Genomic DNA, 17,048 nt, shown 5'->3' with positions numbered 1-17,048 from the left:
ACGAGGATGAAGTCGGTCATTGCAGGGCCTTTCGGCGGGCGTGGTCGGCCACTTCTGTGGCCAGCCAGCCTCGGTGGTTCAGTTCGTCCAGCAGCGCCAGGTACGTGGGGGTGAAGCGGGCGGTGGGTGCGTTGGGCTGCCGGGTGGCGGTTGGGCGGTGAGGCGTGGGCGGTGAGGGATGCCGTTACTGGCCGGCGGGTACGGCCGGGGTGCACGGGGCGTTCAGCTTGATCAGGGAGGAGCGGCCGGCTCGGATGCGCAGTTCGGTGCGGGCGCCGTTGTGCAACTCCGGGAAGACGCGGCGGTATGCGGCCAGGGGGATGTTCAGCAGTCTGCAGAGGACCAGGCGGATGAGGGTGGAGTGGGCGACCACCAGGATGCGGGCGTCGGGGAGTTCTCTGGTGAGGTCCTTGAGGGCCGCGGTGCCGCGGGTGGCTGCCTGGGTCGGGTCCTCGCCGTCGGGGAGGTGGTTGGCTACGGGGTCGTTGAGGAAGGCCTTGAGTCCCTCGGGGAAGGCCTTGCCCATCTCCGTGCGGGTGAGGCCGTCGCCGCGGCCGAAGTCGACTTCCAGCAGGCGGTCTTCGATGCGGGGCGCCAGGCCGAGGGCCTTGGCCGTGGGGGCTGCTGTGAGGCGGGCGCGGGACAGGGGTGAGCTCACCACCGCGTCGATTCCTGCTCCTGTTGCCCAGTCGGCGAGTTCCGCTGCCTGGGCGTGGCCGCGGGGGGTGAGGGCGACGTCGGTGCGGCCGGCGTAGCGGTTCTCGGCGTGCCAGACGGTTTCGCCGTGGCGGACGAGGATGAAGTCGGTCATTGCAGGGCCTTTCGGCGGGCGTGGTCGGCCACTTCTGTGGCCAGCCAGCCTCGGTGGTTCAGTTCGTCCAGCAGCGCCAGGTACGTGGGGGTGAAGCGGGCGGTGGGGTCGGGGGTCAGTTCCTGGCGGATGCGTACGCGTGCGGCTGCTGCGTCGGCCAGTGGGGTGCCGTCGTGGGTGGCGGCCAGGACCGCCATGCCGACGGCGGCCTCGGCCTGTTCGGGGAGAGAGACGGGGCGGCCCAGGACGTCGGCGCGGAGTTGGTTCCAGTACGCGTTGCGGGCGCCGCCGCCGGTGAGGGTGAGCGGGCCGTCCACCGGGGCGCCCAGGTGGTCGAGGTAGTCGAAGCAGAGCCGTTCCAGGCAGGCGACGCCCAGGAGATGGGCGTGGAAGCGCTCCGCCTCGTCGGCGGGGTCGCCGAGCATGAACGGCCGGGCGTCCGGGGCGCGGAACGGGAAGCGCTCGCCGCCGGTGCCGACGAGGGGGTAGGCGACGGGGGTTGAGCCGGAGGGCGATTTTGTACGGGCTGCTGCCTCCGTCAGTGCGACCAGATCTGCGTCGGGGAATTCTCGGCTGATCACTCCGGCACCGCTGCTCGATGCCCCGCCGGGCAGCCATGTGCCGGCCGGGCCGCGGTGGCAGTACACGACCCCGGCTGGGTCCCGTACGAGATGCGGGCTCGCGCCCTTCAGGACCAGCGTGGTGCCGAGGACCGAGTTCCAGGCGCCGGGTGTCAGCGCGCCTGCGCCGATCTGCGCGGCGCAGCCGTCCGTCATCCCCGCGACGATCGCCACGCCCTCGGGGATGCCGGTGATACGGGCCGCCTCCGCGGCCACCGTTCCGAGCACTGTGCCGGGGCGTACGACCTCCGGGAGGAGCGATCCGGGGATGTTCAGCGCGGCGAATTCCTTGTCCGGCCAGCGCTCGTCGATGAGGTCGTAGCCGGTCTTGAGGGCGTGGCTGGCGTCGGATGCCACCTGGTGGCCGGCCAGGCGCCAGGTGATCAGGTCGATCTGGTGCAGCAGTCGGGTGCCCTGCGGGGGCGCGGAGTGCTCCAGCAGCCAGAGGAGCTTGGGCAGCGCCCAGGACGGCTGCATGCTGCGATAGCCGAGCCGCTGCCAGATGTCGGCCCCGGCCTCGTTGGCGCGTGCGGCCTCCGTGGCGGCCCGGCCGTCGTCGTACATCAGGGCTGGGGTGAGGGGGGTGCCTTGCGCGTCCGCGAGGAGGATCGTGCCCGAGGTGCCGTCGATGGCCAGTGCGGTCACCGTGCGCGGCCCCAGCAGCGTCAGCGTCTCCCGGCAGGCCTCCGCGAGGGCCGTCCACCACTGTTCGGGGTCCTGCTCGTGGCTGCGTCCGTCGCGGCGGCTCGTCAGGGGGCGGGACGCGGCGGCGAGGACGGTGCCGTGGGCGTCGATCGCGACGGCGCGGGCGCTCTGGGTGCCCAGGTCCAGGCCGAGGGTTACGGAGTCGTCGGAGTGCATCAAGCCTTCTCGTACGGGGTGGGGCGCGGCTGCCAGCCCGCGCCGCGGGCCAGTTCGCGCCAGGTGCGGAAGGAGTCGTAGCGTTCGGCGTAGAGCGCGGCTCGGTCCGGGTCCGGCTCCCAACGGCCGCCCATGCGGACATACTTGTCGGCCGCTCGGTGCATGCTCGACTCGGCGCCGGTGAGGACCAGGCCGGTCAGGAAGGCGCCCTTGGCGCCCAGTTCGGTGTCGGTCGAGCGTGCTGTCGGGATGCCGGTCGCGTCCGCTATCAGGCGGCACCAGGCCTCGCTGTTGGCGCCGCCGCCGCAGAGGCGGAGCTCGTCGATCTCCGTGCGGGAGGCTGTGAGCGAGTCGCGCAGGGCGAGGGAGAGACCTTCGAGTACGGAGCGGGCTACGTCGGCTCTGGAGTGCTCGAGTGACAGGCCCCAGAAGGTGCCTCGGGCGCGCGGGTCCAGGAAGGGGGCGCGTTCGCCTGCGGGTGAGAGGTAGGGGAGGAAGGCCAGGCCGCCGGCGCCCGGGTCCGCCTCCATCGCCAGGGAGATCAGCTCCTGTGCGCCGGGCAGGGCCAGGGTCTTCGCGGTCCAGTCCAGGACCTCCGTGCCGGAGAGGGTCGGGAAAGCGCGCAGGACTCGTTCCCGTCCCCGGTACGCGATGTTGATGCCGCTCGGCTCTCCGGTGGTATCGACGGCGGTGCGGACCACCTCGACGCACAGGGTGGTGCCGAGGATGGCGCAGGCCTGGCCCGGATTGACGACGCCTACGCCGCGGGCGGTGGCGGCGATGTCGTACGGGGCCATGACGACCGGGAGTCCGGCGGGGACGTCCAGCTGTTCGGCCGCCTCTGCGGTGATCTCGGCCGTACGCTGCTCGTCCCCTACGACGCGGGGCAGCAGGCGTCGGGTGTCCTCGAGCCCGAAGAGATCGATGATCCCCTGGTCGTAATCGCCGGTGGCGTGGTCGATGAAGGGTGCCGAGGCGTCCGACTCGTCCATCACCGCCTGGCCGGTCAGGCGGAGGAAGAGCCAGCCGGCTGCCGTGAGCGCGGTGGTCGAGCGGGCCAGTCTCTGCGGGTCGTGGCGCTCGAACCAGGTGAGGATCGCGTTCGGCAGGCCGGCGAAGGTGAGTGAGCCGTTGCGGCGGAAGGCGTCGGCCAGCACGCCGGCGCGCTCCCATGCGTCGACGATGTCCGCCGCGCGGCCGTCGGACCACAGCACGGCCGGGCCCGTCGGGCGGCCGGCCGCGTCCACCAGCCAGCAGCCGTCGCCCTGCGCGGTGAAGGTCACCAGCCACACCGGCTCCGCGCCCTTCGCCCGCAGCTCGGCCACCGCTTCACGGACCGTTTGCGCGACCGCCTCCCAGACGGCGTCCATGTCCTGCTCGGCCCAGCCCGGATGCGGGCGCCTGACCTGGGTGGCGACCCGGGCCACGGCGGTCTCGCGGCCCTGGTCGTCGTAGACCACGGACTTGATCATCGAGGTGCCGACGTCGATGGAGAGTACGGACATGGGGACAGCGAACCCGTGCGGTGGGGGGCTGGTCAACGAGCGCGGCAGGACCTCTCGCGGTTTAGCCGGGAAGCGGTGTTAAGAAGTCCTCGCCTAACATGGAAGTCGTCCGCGTCGAGCTCGGAATTCCCGCCTGACCTGGGCTGCAGGTGGCGATTGGCCGTGTGAAGTGGGCGTGAAATTAACGTTGGAGGGTGGTGTCCGCTGTGACGGAAAAGGACGGTGACGCCCGCCCCGGCCGGCAGCACCGGATCCGCGAGCGCGTCGGCGCCGAGGGCTTCGTGCGCACCGCCGATCTGGCCGCCGAGCACGGGGTCAGCGTCATGACCGTCCACCGCGACCTGGACGTGCTGCAGGCGCAGGGCTGGCTGCGCAAGGTGCGCGGTGGCGCGTCCTCGCTGCCCTCGCTGCTCTTCCACGGCGACATCAGCGAGCGGATGGCGGCGAATCACGCCACCAAGCACCGGCTCGCCCGCGCCGCCCTGCAGCTGCTCACCCCCGGCCAGACCGTGATGATCGACGAGTCGACCACCTGCCTGGCCCTCGCGCAGCACCTCACCGAGCGCATCCCGCTGACCGTCATCACCAACTTTCTGCCGGTGATCAAGCTCCTGGCGGGCGAGCCGGGCATCACCCTGCTCGCGCTCGGCGGCACGTATTACCCGGCGTACGACGCCTTCCTCGGTCCGCACACCGCGGAGTCGGTAGCGTCCTTCGGCGCGGACGTGCTGTTCATGTCGACCACGGCGGTCACCGGCGCCACCTGCTACCACCAGTCCCAGGAGACCGTGCAGGTCAAGCGGGCGCTGATGGAGCGGGCGGGGCGGCGAATCCTGCTCGTCGACCACACGAAGTTCAGCCGGCGCGGGGTCTACGCGCTGGCGCCGCTGACCGACTTCGACGCGGTGCTCGTCGACGACGGGGTGCCGCCCGGCACCCTCCGGCACCTCCGTGACCTGGGGGTGCCGGTGACGGTGGTACGGGCCCGCTAGCCCATCTCCTCCAGCGCCTTGTCCAGCGCCGGGAACACCATCGACGTCCAGCCGCCGCCCATGATCTTCCGGGCCTGCTGGGACATCGCGTCGTCCGGGTCGAAGCCGCTCTGGCTGAGGAAGAGCCGGGTGCCGTGGCCCTCCGCCTCCAGCCGCCAGGTGATCGTGAAGTCGGCCGGGCTGCCCTCGGCCGCGGCGTCCTGCCAGCGGACGGTGACGCTCTTCTCCGGCTCGTAGCCGAGGACTTCGGCGTCGATCGTGCCGGAGAAGCCGGTGCCGGGCATCGGGCGCGCCTGCAGCCGGTAGCGGTGGCCGACCTCCAGGCGGAAGTCGCCGGGCATCATCCAGCGGGCGATCAGCTCGGGCTCGGTGAGCGCGCGCCAGACCTTGGCGGGCGGGTGGGCGAAGTACTGGTCGAGGTGGAGTTCGGTGTTGTCGTTCATGTGTCCTCGGTGTGCTCGTCGTCGGGGAGGGTGTCCAGGACGTCGCCCAGCGCGCGCAGCTTGCCGCGCCAGAAGCGCTCGTACGGGCCGAGCCAGTCCTGCACGCCGGCCAGCGGCTCGGCGCGCAGCGCGTAGATCCGCTGCCGGCCCGACCGCCGCTCGCTGACCAGGCCGGCCTCCCGGAGCACCCGGAGCTGCTCGGAGAAGCTGGGCCTGCGCATGTCGAAGCGGTCGGCTAGCTGCTGCACGGGCTGCGGCCCGCCGTCCCGCAGCAGCCGCAGCACCTCGCGGCGCACGGGGCTGGCGAGGGCGGCGAATACCTGGTCGGTGTCCTGGGCCATGCCATCGACTATACGTAGGAAATTTCCTACGTGTCCAGTCAGGCCCCCGGCACAAGCGAAACCCCCGGCCGTCGCGATCGGCCGGGGGCTTGCGTGGTGCTGTGGGGGGTGTGTGGTCAGAGGAGGGTCACGCCGTACGCCTCAACCGCCTCGGTCACCGGCTGGAAGAAGGTTTCGCCGCCCGAGGTGCAGTCGCCGCTGCCGCCGGAGGTCAGGCCGAGGGCCTTGTCACCGTCGTAGAGCGGGCCGCCGGAGTCGCCGGGCTCGGCGCAGACGTCGGTCTGGATCAGGCCGTTGACGATCTGGCCGTTGCCGTAGTTGACCGTGGCGTCGAGGGCCGTGACGGAGCCCGTGTGGGTGCCGGTCGTGGAGCCGGTCCTGGTCACGTTCTCGCCGACCGTGGCCTCGGCGGCGGTGTAGCCGCCGGGGGTCTCGATCGCGGAGTTCGTGATCTCGACGAGCGCGTAGTCGTTCTCCGGGAAGCTGAAGTCGGTCGTCGGACCGAGCTTCTCGGAGCCGCCCTCGTCGGCGGTCCACTCCTGCACCGACTCACCGCAGTGGCCCGCGGTGATGAAGTACTTCTTGCCGTCCTTCTCGGCGTTGAAGCCGAGGGAGCAGCGCGAGCCGCCGCCGTAGATGGCGTCGCCGGCCGCGATGTACTTGCGGAACGTTCCTTCCGTGCGGTTGATCTCGACGGCATCGCTGTAGTCGGCGGTCGCCTTCTTGATCTTGGCGAGCTCCTTCTTGCTCACCGTCTTGTCGACGGTCACCAGCAGCTTGCCGTCCGTGGACTTGCCCCAGGCGGTTCCGCCTATGTCCGCGGCCTTCACCGCGGCGCCGGCCTCAGCTGCCTTTTGGGTCACGCTGGGGGCCGCCTGTGCGTTCGGCAGCACGAAGATGGCGGCTGCCGCCAGAGCGGATGCGATGGCAATGTGGGGGGTTACTTGCTTGAGCCTCAACTCAGGGCCTCCTCAGGCTCTTTGACGCGAGGGAACGTCGTGCCCGTGTGGCAGGGAACGCCGTGTCCCTGACAAGGCACCGAGTATTGCCTCCCAGCAAATGGCACACAAGGGCGTCTGGCGAAAAGTCTTGTGACGATTGGGGAGTTGAGCCGAAGATTCCGTTTGCGGTCCGATAGGTTTCGACCGGACCTGCCCCGCTTCGATCGGATACCGTCATGGCTACCCCAGCCGGCGCCCGCAACTCCCCGGATTTGCTCCGCCTCTCCGACGCCGCCGGGCGCTGGGTGCTCACCGCCGTCGTCATCGGCTCCGGGATGACCTTCCTCGACGGCACCGTCGTCAACGTCGCGCTCCCCGCCATCGGCGACGACTTCGGGGCCTCGCTCGCCGGCCTCCAGTGGACGGTGAACGGCTACACCCTCACCCTCGCCGCGCTGATCCTCCTCGGCGGCGCGCTCGGCGACCGGTACGGGCGGCGCCGGCTGTTCGTCATCGGCAGCGTGTGGTTCGCCGTCGCCTCGCTGCTGTGCGGCCTCGCGCCCGGCACCGGCACGCTGATCGCCGCCCGCGCCCTCCAGGGCATCGGCGGCGCGCTGCTGACGCCCGGCTCGCTGGCGCTGATCCAGGCCTCGTTCGTGCCGGCGGACCGGGCCCGCGCGATCGGCGTCTGGTCCGGACTCGGCGGCATCGCGGGCGCGTTGGGTCCGCTGCTCGGCGGCTGGCTGGTGGAGGCGGTGAACTGGCGCTGGGTGTTCTTCATCAACGTCCCGCTCGCCGCCGCAGTGGTGCTGATCGCCGCCCGGCACGTGCCGGAGAGCCGGGACGAGACCGCGACCGGGCGCTTCGACGCGGCCGGGGCGGTGCTCGGCGCTGTGGGGCTCGCGGGGGTCACGTACGCGCTGATCGCGGGGGCGGAGGCGGGGACCGGGCCGGTGGCGGTCGCGGTGAGCGCAGGGGTCGGGCTGGCGGCGCTGGTCGGCTTCGTGCTCGTGGAGCGGCGCAGTTCGCATCCGATGCTGCCGCCGTCGATCTTCGCCTCGCGGCAGTTCACCGCGGCCAATGTGGTGACCTTCGCCGTGTACGCGGCGATCGGCGGGGTGTTCTTCCTGCTGGTGCTGCATCTGCAGGTGACCGCGGGCTTCTCGCCGCTGACGGCGGGCTCGGCGCTGCTGCCCGTAACGGTGATCATGCTGCTGCTGTCCGAGCGCTCCGGCAAGCTCGCCGAACGCATCGGCCCCCGGCTCCCGATGACCCTCGGCCCCGCGATCTCGGCGGCAGGGCTGCTGCTGATGCTGCGCATCGGCGAGCACGCCTCGTACGCCACCGACGTCCTGCCCGCCGTCGCCGTCTTCGGCCTCGGCCTCGCGACCGCGGTCGCCCCGCTCACCGCCACGGTCCTCGGCGCCGCCGACGACCGGCACGCGGGCCTCGCCTCCGGCGTCAACAACGCGGTGGCGCGGGCGGCGGGTCTGCTCGCCGTCGCGGCACTGCCGCTGGCGGCGGGGCTGTCCGGCGAGGACTACCGCGACCCGGCGGCCTTCGGCGACGGCTTCCGGATGGCGGTGCTGATCTGCGCGGCGCTGCTGGTGGCAGGGGCGCTGCTGGCGTGGTTCACCATCAGCAACGACGTGCTCCGCGGCTCCCCCGAGGAGCCCGCAGCCGCGCCGCCGTGCAAGCACCACTGCTCGGTGAACGCGCCGCCGCTGCAGTGCCGCGGCCAGGACGCGGCGGGGCCGCCCGAGGCGCTGCGGAAGGACTGAAGCGCGGGTTCCGTTTGCTTCCCGGTGCAAGAAGTTGCCGCCTTACGGAACGGGCCGTCAGCATGCGGGAGTTATGCCCGATGGCGACGGGGGAGCAGGCATGGGCAGCAACGACGAATACATCTACGACACCGGTGACGACCTCGGCGCGATCCAGGTGGATCTGCTCGCGAAGCTGCTGGACGACCCCACCGTGCGGTGCCTGGAGGCGACCGGGGTCCAGGCAGGGTGGCACTGCCTGGACCTGGGCGCCGGCGGCGGCTCCATCACGCGGTGGCTGGCCGACCGGGTGGGCCCCGGCGGCCGGGTGGTGGCGGTGGACCTCGACACCAGCCACCTGCCCGAGCGGCCGGAGGTCGAGGTCCGGCGGCACGACGTCAACGACGGCCTGCCGGACGACGGTCCGTACGACCTGATCCACGCCCGGCTGCTGATGAAGCATCTGGCGCGCCGCGAGGAGATCCTCAAGGAGCTGGTGGGCGCGCTGGCGCCCGGCGGCTGGCTGGTCACCGGGGACTTCTCCGGGCGGGAGCGGACCGTGCTGGCGGCGCCGAGCTCGGCGGACCGGCAGCTGTGGGACCGGATCATGTATCTGACGCACGAGGTCATGGCTCCCGCCCTGGGCATCAGCGTGCACTGGGCGCGGGCGGCGTACGGGCACATGACTGCGGCGGGGCTGACGGAGGGGCACGCCGTGGCGCACTCGCAGACCATGGACGGCGGCAGCGCCGGCTGCCTGCTCTTCCGCAACTACCTCAACCAGTTGACGCCCCGGCTGCTGCAGGAGGGCGTGACGGAGGCGGATCTGCACCGCTTCGGCGAGCTGATGGCCGATCCGGGCTTCACGGCGTGGTTCTACGAGTACGTCGTCACGCGGGCACGGAAGCCCGGTGCTCCTGTGGGCTGACCCCGTGCGCCCGTTTGAAGGCGGTGCTCAGCGCGAACGGAGTCGCATAGCCGACCTTCCGCGCGACCGCGCCCACCGTCGCCTCCGGCTCGCGCAGCAGGTCGGCGGCGAGGGCCAGGCGCCAGCCGGTCAGGTACGACATCGGCGGCTCGCCGACGAGTTCGGCGAAGCGGCGGGCCAGGGAGGCGCGGGAGACGCCGGTCTGGGCGGCCAGGTCGGCGACCGTCCAGGAGTGCGCCGGGTTGTGGTGCAGCAGCTTCAACGCGCGGCCGACGACCGGGTCGGACTGGGCCCGGTACCAGGCCGGCGCCTCCGCCTCGGGCCGGGAGAACCACGCCCGCAGCGCGGCGACCGTCAGCAGGTCGAGCAGCCGGTCGAGCACCAGCTCCTGCCCCGGCTCCTCCTTGACGATCTCCTCGGCCAGGAACGGCAGCAGCGGGCATTCCCAGATCTCCCGGGTGAGCACCGCCAGCCGCGGCAGCGCACTGAGCAGCCGCGCGCCGACCTCGCCGGTGTGCTCGTACGCGCCGATCAGCATCATCGAGGCGCCCTCCGGATCGTTGCCCCAGCTGCGTACGCCCAGGCTCATCTCGTCCGCCAGGCTGCGGCAGTCCGGGGTCTCGCAGCGCCCGCCGGGGTGGATGATCGCCTGCGGCTCGGTGTCCGGGCCGGAGGCGAAGACATACGCGTCGGGGCCGCGGGTGATCGCGATGTCACCCTCGCCGACGTGCACCGGCTTCTCCCCCTCGTACATCACCCACGCCTCGCCGCGCGCGACCGCGACGACGGAGAGCGGGGAGCGGTCCTGGATCCGGATCGACCACGGCGGGTCGAGGAGGGCGCGCATCATGAACGCGTCTTGTGCGCGGGGCGAGTTGAGAAGACCGGCGAGCGAGTCCATGTCTTCAAAGGTACCGCGGGGCGTAGACGCTCGCGTATGGCATTAAGCGCCTGAGCGATGGTTCGTCTCACGCGCGGCGGCTTCACTTAAGGCATGACAAACAACGAGAACGTCAACGGCAAGAACATCAACCTGGTCATCGGCGGCACCGGCAAGACCGGCCGCCGAGTGGCGGAGCGGCTCGTGCAGCGCGGAGTGCCGGCGCGCGCCGTCTCCCGTAACAGCGAGATCGCCTTCGACTGGCACAAGCCGGAGACCTGGGGCCCGGCGCTCGAGGGCGTCCGCGCCGCGTATCTCACCTACGCCCCGGACCTCGCCGACCCGGCGGCGGCGCCGGCGATACGGGAGTTCGCCGCCCGGGCCGTCGATGCCGGTGTCGAGCGGCTGGTGCTGCTCTCCGGCCGCGGGGAGGAGGAGACGCATCCGAGCGAGGAGGCGGTCAAGGCCTCGGGTGCGCAGTGGACGATCGTCCGGTGCGCGTGGTTCATGCAGAACTTCAGCGAGGACTTCCTGCTGGAGCCGGTGCTCGGCGGCGAGCTGGTGCTGCCGGCGGGCGAGGTGCCGGAGCCCTTTGTGGACCTGGGAGACGTCGCCGACGTGGTCGTCGCCGCGCTGCTCGATGACGGGCACGCCGGGCGGACGTACGAGCTGAGCGGTCCGCGGCTGCTGACCTTCCACGACGCAACGGCGGCGATCACCGCGGCGAGCGGGCGCGAGGTGCGGTATGTGCCCGTAACCGCCGAGCAGTTCGCGGAGGTCGCGGGCGAGCATCTGCCGCCGGAGATCGTGGAGCTGTTCACCGACCTCTTCACCCGCATCCTCGACGGCCGCAACGCCTTCCTGGTGGACGGCGTCCAAGAGGCCCTCGGCCGCGCGCCGCGGGACTTCAGCGACTTCGCCCGCGAGGCGGCGGCGGAAGGGGCGTGGAAGCAATGACCGGACTGCGTACGGCGTCGCTGATCGCGGCGCTCATCACCACCGGCATCAGCGCCGGACTGTTCTTCATCTTCACGAACACGATCATGCCGTCCCTGAAGAAGTCCTCGGACCGTTCGTTCGTCGAGGTCATGTGGCACATCAACAGGGTGATCCTGAACGGCTGGTTCATGCTCGCCTTCATGGGCGCGCTGCTGTTCATCGCGCTCGCCGGCGGCCTGCTGCTCGGCGCGGAGAGCGAGCTGCGCTCGGCGGTCCTGCCGTGGGTCGTCGCGGCGCTGGTGCTCTATCTCGGCACGGTGGGCATCACGTTCGCCATGAATATGCCGCTCAACAACGACCTGGACGCGGCCGGACCGGTGGAGAAGGTGAAGGATCTGGCCGCGCTGCGCGAGCACTTCGAAGCCAAGTGGGTGCGCTGGAACGCGATCCGCACCTACACCAACGTGGCCGCCTTCGGCGCCTTGAGCGCGGCGCTGCTGCAGTACGGGCGGCACACGGGCAGCTGATCGCTGCACCCGAGAAATTCGCCGCACCGTACTTCGGCGAGGAGTACACCGCCTACGCGCGGGAGCTGCTGTTCGCCGCCGACGCGCTGCTGCTGGGCCGGAAGACGTACGAGATCTTCGCCCCGGTCTGGCCGAACATGGAGGAGATCGAGGGCGAGTACGCGGTGCGGATGAACACCCTGCCCAAATACGTCGCCTCCCGGACCCTCACCGACGCCGACCTCACCTGGAACGCCACCGTCATCAACGGCGACGTCGCCAAGGAAGTCGCCCGGCTGAAGGAGCAGCCGGGCGGGAACATCCTGAAGTTCGGCACCGGGGAGCTGAGCCGCACGCTGCTCGAGAACAAGCTCGTCGACGAACTCCACCTGTGGATGTAGCCCATGATCGCCGGCAGCGGCGGCCGCCTCCTCGACGGAATCGACACCACGCACCTGAAGCTGGTCAGGACCACACCGTTCGCGTCCGGCGTCGTCGTGCTGACCTACACCACCAAATAGGAGGACAGCACTACCAACGGGCCGTCCCCGCAAAGGGGCGGTCCGTCGGCACGATTTCGCGGCCCAGTGGCATCAGGGAGACCGGGATGAGCTTGAAGTTCGCGATGCCGAGGGGGATGCCGATGATCGTTACGCACATGGCGATGCCGGTGACGATGTGGCCGAGGGCCAGCCACCAGCCGGCGAGGACGATCCAGAGGACGTTCCCGATGAGGGACGGCGCCCCGGCTCCCGGCCGGTCGACCGTGGTCCGGCCGAAGGGCCACAGTGCGTATCCGGCGATGCGGAACGAGGCTATGCCGAAGGGGATGCCGATGATCGTGACGCAGAGCAGCAGCCCGGCGAATACGTACGCGATCGCCAGCCAGAGGCCCGCGAGCACGAACCAGATGAGATTCAGCAGTGTGTTCATGACTCAAGCCTGACAGTTACGCGCTCCAGCCGCCGGGGCCGACCTGGCCACCGCCCGGCTGGCTCTGTCCCTGCCCCGCCATCCGCTCCAGCCGGGCGATGCGCTCGGCCATCGGCGGGTGGGTGGAGAAAAGCTTGGCGCCCGCGCCGCCGCGGAACGGGTTCGCGATGAACATATGGCTCGCCGTCTCCAGCCGCGGCTCCGGCGGCAGCGGGAGCTGCTTCGTGCCGGCGTCGAGCTTGCGCAGCGCGCTCGCCAGGGCCTGCGGGTCGCCGGTCAGGCGGGCGCCGGTCTCGTCGGCTGAATACTCGCGGGAGCGGCTGATCGCCAGCTTGATGATGGAGGCGGCGATCGGACCCAGGAGCATGATCATCAGCATTCCGAGCGGGCCCGGGCCCTCGCGGTCGTTGCCGCCGCCCATCGGCATCAGCCAGGCGAAGTTCGCCAGGAACATCACGACCGAGGCCAGCGCGCCCGCCACCGACGAGATCAGGATGTCGCGGTTGTAGACGTGCATCAGCTCATGGCCGAGCACCCCGCGCAGCTCCCGCTCGTCGAGGATCTGCATGATCCCCTCCGTGCAGCACACGGCCGCGTTGCGCGGGTCGCGGCCGGTCGCGAAGGCGTTCGGGGCGGCGGTCGGCGAGATGTACAGCCGCGGCATCGGCTGCCGCGCCTGCGTCGAGAGCTCGCGGACGATCCGGTAGAGCTGCGGCGCCTCGATCTCGCTGACCGGGCGGGCGCGCATCGCGCGGAGGGCGAGCTTGTCGCTGTTCCAGTACGCGTAGGCGTTGGTGCCGATCGCGATGAAGAGCGCGATGATCAGGCCCGTACGTCCGAAGGCGCTGCCGATGAGGAGGATGAGGGCCGACATTCCGCCGAGCAGTGCGGCGGTCTTCAGTCCGTTGTGCGAGCGGTGCACGGTACGTCCTCCAAGCGAGACGTGCGAGGAACCTTCTGCAGCTTCCACCTCCCAGTGGACCCTCCCTGACTGAGCAACGCGACTGGGGGAGCACTAGTTCCCTTGTCGGTAACGTCGGGAATGGGGCCGTACGGGTGGCGGGGCATGCCTCATGACCTCGCGTTCGAGCAGGTCACACTCGTGTAATTACCGAGCGCGATCCGCGCCATATTGCGCAGGCTGTCGGTGCCCTCGGCGAAGTAGCCGGTGTGCCCGTGGGCCCCCTCGGCGCCGAAGACCCGGGCGCCGAAGCCGGGCCCGGTCGGGTCGGCGCCGTGCCCGAAGCCGGCGAACTCGACGAACGGCAGCTCCCCCACCCAGTCGTCCCCGACCCGCGTCGCCCACACCCGGTCCGCCGCCAGCTCGGCCGCGGAGTCGGTGCGCATGCCGGGGCTGCCCATCACGGTGAGGTTCGACAGCCGCCGCTCGGCGGGCAGTTGCTGGGCGGCGCGGCCGCAGACGACGGTGCCGTAGGAGTGGCAGAAGACGGAGGCGCGGGCCCGCTCCGGCAGCGCGCGGATGAACGCCCGCAGCCGCACGGCGCCGCGGTCGGCGAGCGCGCCGGTGAGCGCGCCGATGCCGATACGGGCCGGGGTCTGGTAATCCGCCCAGGCGATGACGGCGACCTTGGCGCCGGGGTCCTGGGCGCGGATCTCGTTGTAGAGGTTGCGGGCCATGCCGGCGGGGGCGGTGACGGCGCCGACGGTGCGCTCGAAGTTCAGCAGGCCGTTGTCGGCGCCGGGGACGACGATCTCGATCCGCTCGGCCGTGTCCAGGTCGCCGATGACCTCGATGGCGCGGCCGTCCCCTGAGGGGTCGAAGCCGAGGATGTGGCGGTTGCTGCTGAGCAGCGACTCGTAGCGGTGCACCTTGCGGCGGCCGTTGCGGGCGCCCCAGGCGCTGGCGTCGGCGGTCTTCAGCCACCGCCGCTCGACGTCGATGGCCTGCCGCAGCGCGACCCGGTTGGCGCGGTAGCGGATCTCGGCGGGGGCGCCGTTGAGGTTGCCGACCACGAGCGGGTAGCGGTCGGCGAGGTGCCGCTGGGAGGCGGCGTTGAGGCCCGCGAAGTATCTGCTCACGGCGGCCGGCGAGGTCTGCGCGGCCGCGTCCGGGCCGTATACGAGGCGGTCCCAGGCGGCGGTCTCCGCGGTGCGCGGATCGGCGGGGCGGTCGTCGGGGCGTATCAGCCAGCCGCTGGTCGCGAGGACGCCGATGACGACCACGAGAACGGCCAGCATCCGGCCGAGCCGGCCCGGGTGGCGGGCCGGCTCCGGCTCGGGCACAGCCCTATGGGGGCATATGCCGGATACGTGATCGTTCACGCCTTTTACGTTATGAGGATCGCGCGCGGATCGCGCGTCGAGCATCCGCCTACAGGAGGACCTCGCCCGCCCAGCGCAGCACCAGCTGCGGGGCCCCGGACAGCGCGACGGCGAGCGCGGCCGCGAGGCCGACGACGCCGGCGAGCGGCGCCGGGAAGCGGACCGCGGCCGGGGCCTGGTCCTCGCGCGGGGTGAACAGCAGCGCCGTCCAGCGCAGGTAGTAGACGAGGCCGATGACGACGTTCAGCGCCATCACCACCGCCAGCCAGCCGAGCCCGGCGTCGACGGCCGACCGGAAGACGGTGACCTTCGCGAAGAGGCCGATGATCCCGGGCGGCAGCCCGGCCAGGTTGACCAGGAAGAACGCCATCGCGAGCGCCGCGGCGGGGCGGGTGCGGGTGAGGCCCCGCTGGTCTTCGATACGGGTCCCCGCGGTGGCCGCGACGACGGCGAAGGCGCCGAGGTTCACCACCGCGTACATGAGCGCGTACGCGAGCGTGGAGCCGACCGCCCGGCCGGGCTCGGCCACGTACGCGGCGGCCGCGACCGGCACCAGCAGATAACCGGCCTGCGCCACCGACGACCACGCCAGCAGCCGCACCGCGCTGTGCTCCGCGTCCGCCCGCTGCCGCAGCGCGGCGACATTGCCCGCCGTCATCGTCAGCGCGGCGAGCACCGCGATGGCCGGGCCCCACACCTCCGTATAGCCGGGGAAGGCGAGGACCGTGACCAGGATCAGGCCCGTAAAGCCGACGGCCTTTCCGATGACGGAGAGATACGCGGCGATCGGCACCGGGGCGCCGACGTACGTGTCCGGGACCCAGAAGTGGAAGGGCACGGCGGCGGTCTTGAAGGCGAAGCCGACCAGGGTGAGGGCGACGCCGGCAGTGGCGAGGGTGTCGAACTGGGCCGGTGCCTTTTCCAGGCCGTCGGCGATACGGGAGAAGTGCAGCGAGCCGGAGGCGGCGTAGACGAAGCCGACGCCCAGGAGCATCACGGCGGTGGCGGTGACGGAGGAGAGGAAGAACTTCAGCGCGGCCTCGGCCGATTCGCCTTGCCGTTCGCCGCGGCGCAGGCCGACCAGCGCGAAGGCGGGCAGCGACGCGACCTCGAGGGCGAGGACCAGGGTGGCGAGGTCGCGGGAGGCGGGCAGCAGGGCGGCGCCGGCGGCGGAGGAGAGCAGCAGGAACCAGTACTCCCCGGCGGGCAGCTTCGTGTCCCGTACGACGGAGAGGGAGAGGAGCGCGGTGAGCAGCGCGCCGCCGAGGACCAGGAACTGGACGACGAGGGTGAAGCGGTCGGCGGTGTAACTGCACGCCTTCGCGCCCTCGTTGAGGCAGAAGGTGGTGCGGTCGCCGTCGAGGAGCGGGAGCAGGGCGAGGGCCGCGAGGGCGAGCCCCGCGGTGGCCGCCCAGCCGAGGAGGTTCTTACGGGACGTGAACAGGTCGCCGACCAGGACCGCGAGCGCGGCGAGGGCGGCGATCGTCGGGGGCGCGATGGCCACCCAGTCGACGGACTGGACGAGCGAGGTCATGCCCGGCCTCCGGTCAGCAGCTTCTGTACGGCGGGATCGGTCAGGCCGAGCAGCGCGGCCGGCCAGAGGCCGCCGATGAGGGTGAGGGCGACGAGGGGCGACCAGGCGGCGTACTCGTAGCCGCGGACGTCGGGGAGCTCGGCGGGCTGGGGGCGGCGCTCGCCCATGCACACCCGGCGTACGACGACGAGGAGATACGCGGCCGTGAGCAGCGTCCCGAAGCCGGCGATGGCCATGCAGACGAGGAACGCCGGGCGGTTCAGGCCCTCGGCGGGGCGGAAGGCGCCGAGCATCGCGAGCATCTCGCCCCAGAAGCCCGCGAGTCCGGGCAGGCCGAGGGAGGCGACGGCGCCGAAGGCGAGCAGGCTGCCGAGGCGGGGGGTGCGGCCGTAGAGGGCGGCGCCCTTGCCCTGCGCCGCCAGGGCGTCGAGGTCGGAGGTGCCGGTGCGGTCCTTCAGGGCGCCGACCAGGAAGAAGAGCAGGCCGGTGATGAGGCCGTGGGCGATGTTGGCGAAGAGGGCGCCGTTGACGCCGGTGGGGGTCATCGTCGCGATGCCGAGGAGGACGAAGCCCATGTGGCCGACGGAGGAGTACGCGATGAGGCGCTTGAGGTCGCCCTTCGCGCCGTCGCGGGCGAGGGCGAGGCAGGCGAGCGATCCGTAGACGATGCCGGCGGCGGCGAAGGCGGCGAGATACGGGGCGAAGGTGCGGAAGCCGTCGGGGGTGGCGGGGAGGAGGACGCGGACGAAGCCGTAGGTGCCCATCTTGAGG

Annotated in this window: 18 protein-coding genes; 6 read left to right on the top strand and 12 right to left on the bottom strand. The window is 71.5% G+C overall.

Features of this window, described 5'->3' with window-relative positions; all coding sequences use genetic code 11:
• Nucleotides 1-184: 184 nt before the first annotated feature.
• From G5C51_RS29800 to G5C51_RS29790, 3 genes are read right to left on the bottom strand one after another with little or no spacing between them, the layout of a single operon-like run.
• A complete protein-coding gene (locus tag G5C51_RS29800) occupies nucleotides 185-811 on the bottom strand; it encodes a histidine phosphatase family protein (protein WP_165241692.1) in 627 nt (208 codons plus the stop codon).
• Complete coding sequence (locus G5C51_RS29795) at nucleotides 808-2,292, bottom strand: FGGY-family carbohydrate kinase (protein WP_165241690.1); 1,485 nt, start codon at nucleotides 2,290-2,292, stop codon at nucleotides 808-810. Before G5C51_RS29795 ends, G5C51_RS29800 begins: the two co-directional genes overlap by 4 nt.
• Nucleotides 2,292-3,797 carry an FGGY-family carbohydrate kinase gene (locus tag G5C51_RS29790; RefSeq protein WP_165241688.1) on the bottom strand — a complete coding sequence of 502 codons (1,506 nt, stop codon included), beginning with the start codon at nucleotides 3,795-3,797 and terminating at the stop codon, nucleotides 2,292-2,294. Before G5C51_RS29790 ends, G5C51_RS29795 begins: the two co-directional genes overlap by 1 nt.
• Before the next feature lie 206 nt (nucleotides 3,798-4,003).
• On the opposite strand from G5C51_RS29790, the gene G5C51_RS29785 reads away from it, so the two are divergent.
• Nucleotides 4,004-4,789, top strand: a complete 786-nt coding sequence (locus G5C51_RS29785; protein ID WP_165241686.1) for a DeoR family transcriptional regulator — start codon at nucleotides 4,004-4,006, stop codon at nucleotides 4,787-4,789.
• Here G5C51_RS29785 and G5C51_RS29780 read toward each other — a convergent pair.
• The 3 genes from G5C51_RS29780 to G5C51_RS29770 form a co-directional block, all read right to left on the bottom strand.
• Nucleotides 4,786-5,232 (bottom strand): SRPBCC family protein, encoded by a 447-nt coding sequence (locus G5C51_RS29780; protein ID WP_165241684.1) that lies wholly within the window; start codon nucleotides 5,230-5,232, stop codon nucleotides 4,786-4,788. The two genes, G5C51_RS29785 and G5C51_RS29780, sit on opposite strands and share 4 nt — an antisense overlap.
• Nucleotides 5,229-5,573, bottom strand: coding sequence for an ArsR/SmtB family transcription factor (locus G5C51_RS29775; protein WP_165241682.1), 345 nt, complete (start codon nucleotides 5,571-5,573; stop codon nucleotides 5,229-5,231). The genes G5C51_RS29780 and G5C51_RS29775 overlap by 4 nt, the downstream gene beginning before the upstream one ends.
• Nucleotides 5,574-5,689: 116 nt before the next feature.
• Complete coding sequence (locus tag G5C51_RS29770) at nucleotides 5,690-6,532, bottom strand: S1 family peptidase (RefSeq protein WP_165241680.1); 843 nt, start codon at nucleotides 6,530-6,532, stop codon at nucleotides 5,690-5,692.
• A 218-nt stretch (nucleotides 6,533-6,750) separates the two neighbouring features.
• Between G5C51_RS29770 and G5C51_RS29765 the strand changes: the two genes are divergently transcribed.
• A complete protein-coding gene (locus tag G5C51_RS29765) occupies nucleotides 6,751-8,295 on the top strand; it encodes an MFS transporter (protein WP_165241678.1) in 1,545 nt (514 codons plus the stop codon).
• A 100-nt stretch (nucleotides 8,296-8,395) separates the two neighbouring features.
• A complete protein-coding gene (locus G5C51_RS29760) occupies nucleotides 8,396-9,202 on the top strand; it encodes a class I SAM-dependent methyltransferase (RefSeq protein WP_165241676.1) in 807 nt (268 codons plus the stop codon).
• Here the strand turns inward: G5C51_RS29760 and G5C51_RS29755 are convergent.
• Nucleotides 9,165-10,103 carry an AraC family transcriptional regulator gene (locus G5C51_RS29755; RefSeq protein ID WP_165241674.1) on the bottom strand — a complete coding sequence of 313 codons (939 nt, stop codon included), beginning with the start codon at nucleotides 10,101-10,103 and terminating at the stop codon, nucleotides 9,165-9,167. The genes G5C51_RS29760 and G5C51_RS29755 overlap by 38 nt on opposite strands.
• Before the next feature lie 93 nt (nucleotides 10,104-10,196).
• Between G5C51_RS29755 and G5C51_RS29750 the strand changes: the two genes are divergently transcribed.
• The 3 genes from G5C51_RS29750 to G5C51_RS29740 are packed head-to-tail and all read left to right on the top strand — an operon-like array spanning nucleotide 10,197 to nucleotide 11,928.
• Nucleotides 10,197-11,039, top strand: a complete 843-nt coding sequence (locus G5C51_RS29750; protein ID WP_165241672.1) for an SDR family oxidoreductase — start codon at nucleotides 10,197-10,199, stop codon at nucleotides 11,037-11,039.
• Nucleotides 11,036-11,548: an anthrone oxygenase family protein gene (locus G5C51_RS29745; RefSeq protein ID WP_165241670.1), complete on the top strand. Its 513-nt coding sequence runs from the start codon at nucleotides 11,036-11,038 to the stop codon at nucleotides 11,546-11,548. The genes G5C51_RS29750 and G5C51_RS29745 overlap by 4 nt, the downstream gene beginning before the upstream one ends.
• Nucleotides 11,449-11,928, top strand: coding sequence for a dihydrofolate reductase family protein (locus tag G5C51_RS29740; RefSeq protein WP_206314472.1), 480 nt, complete (start codon nucleotides 11,449-11,451; stop codon nucleotides 11,926-11,928). The genes G5C51_RS29745 and G5C51_RS29740 overlap by 100 nt, the downstream gene beginning before the upstream one ends.
• Nucleotides 11,929-12,058: 130 nt before the next feature.
• Here the strand turns inward: G5C51_RS29740 and G5C51_RS29735 are convergent, their stop codons facing one another.
• The 5 genes from G5C51_RS29735 to G5C51_RS29715 form a co-directional block, all read right to left on the bottom strand.
• Complete coding sequence (locus G5C51_RS29735; protein WP_165241668.1) at nucleotides 12,059-12,460, bottom strand: YccF domain-containing protein; 402 nt, start codon at nucleotides 12,458-12,460, stop codon at nucleotides 12,059-12,061.
• 16 nt (nucleotides 12,461-12,476) lie between these two features.
• Nucleotides 12,477-13,382 carry a zinc metalloprotease HtpX gene (gene htpX, locus G5C51_RS29730; RefSeq protein WP_165241666.1) on the bottom strand — a complete coding sequence of 302 codons (906 nt, stop codon included), beginning with the start codon at nucleotides 13,380-13,382 and terminating at the stop codon, nucleotides 12,477-12,479.
• Between the two features lie 149 nt (nucleotides 13,383-13,531).
• Complete coding sequence (locus tag G5C51_RS29725; RefSeq protein ID WP_338118346.1) at nucleotides 13,532-14,704, bottom strand: alpha/beta hydrolase; 1,173 nt, start codon at nucleotides 14,702-14,704, stop codon at nucleotides 13,532-13,534.
• Nucleotides 14,705-14,792: 88 nt separating this feature from the next.
• Complete coding sequence (locus G5C51_RS29720; RefSeq protein WP_165241664.1) at nucleotides 14,793-16,277, bottom strand: NADH-quinone oxidoreductase subunit N; 1,485 nt, start codon at nucleotides 16,275-16,277, stop codon at nucleotides 14,793-14,795.
• A partial coding sequence (locus G5C51_RS29715; protein ID WP_276617686.1) for a complex I subunit 4 family protein occupies nucleotides 16,274-17,048 on the bottom strand: 775 nt, incomplete at its 5' end. The genes G5C51_RS29720 and G5C51_RS29715, both read right to left, overlap by 4 nt.

Origin of the sequence: Streptomyces coryli (genome assembly GCF_011044975.1) — a bacterium.
Taxonomy (GTDB): domain Bacteria; phylum Actinomycetota; class Actinomycetes; order Streptomycetales; family Streptomycetaceae; genus Streptomyces; species Streptomyces coryli.
Note: the sequence above shows the minus strand (reverse complement) of the source record. Positions and strands in the feature narration are given on the sequence as shown.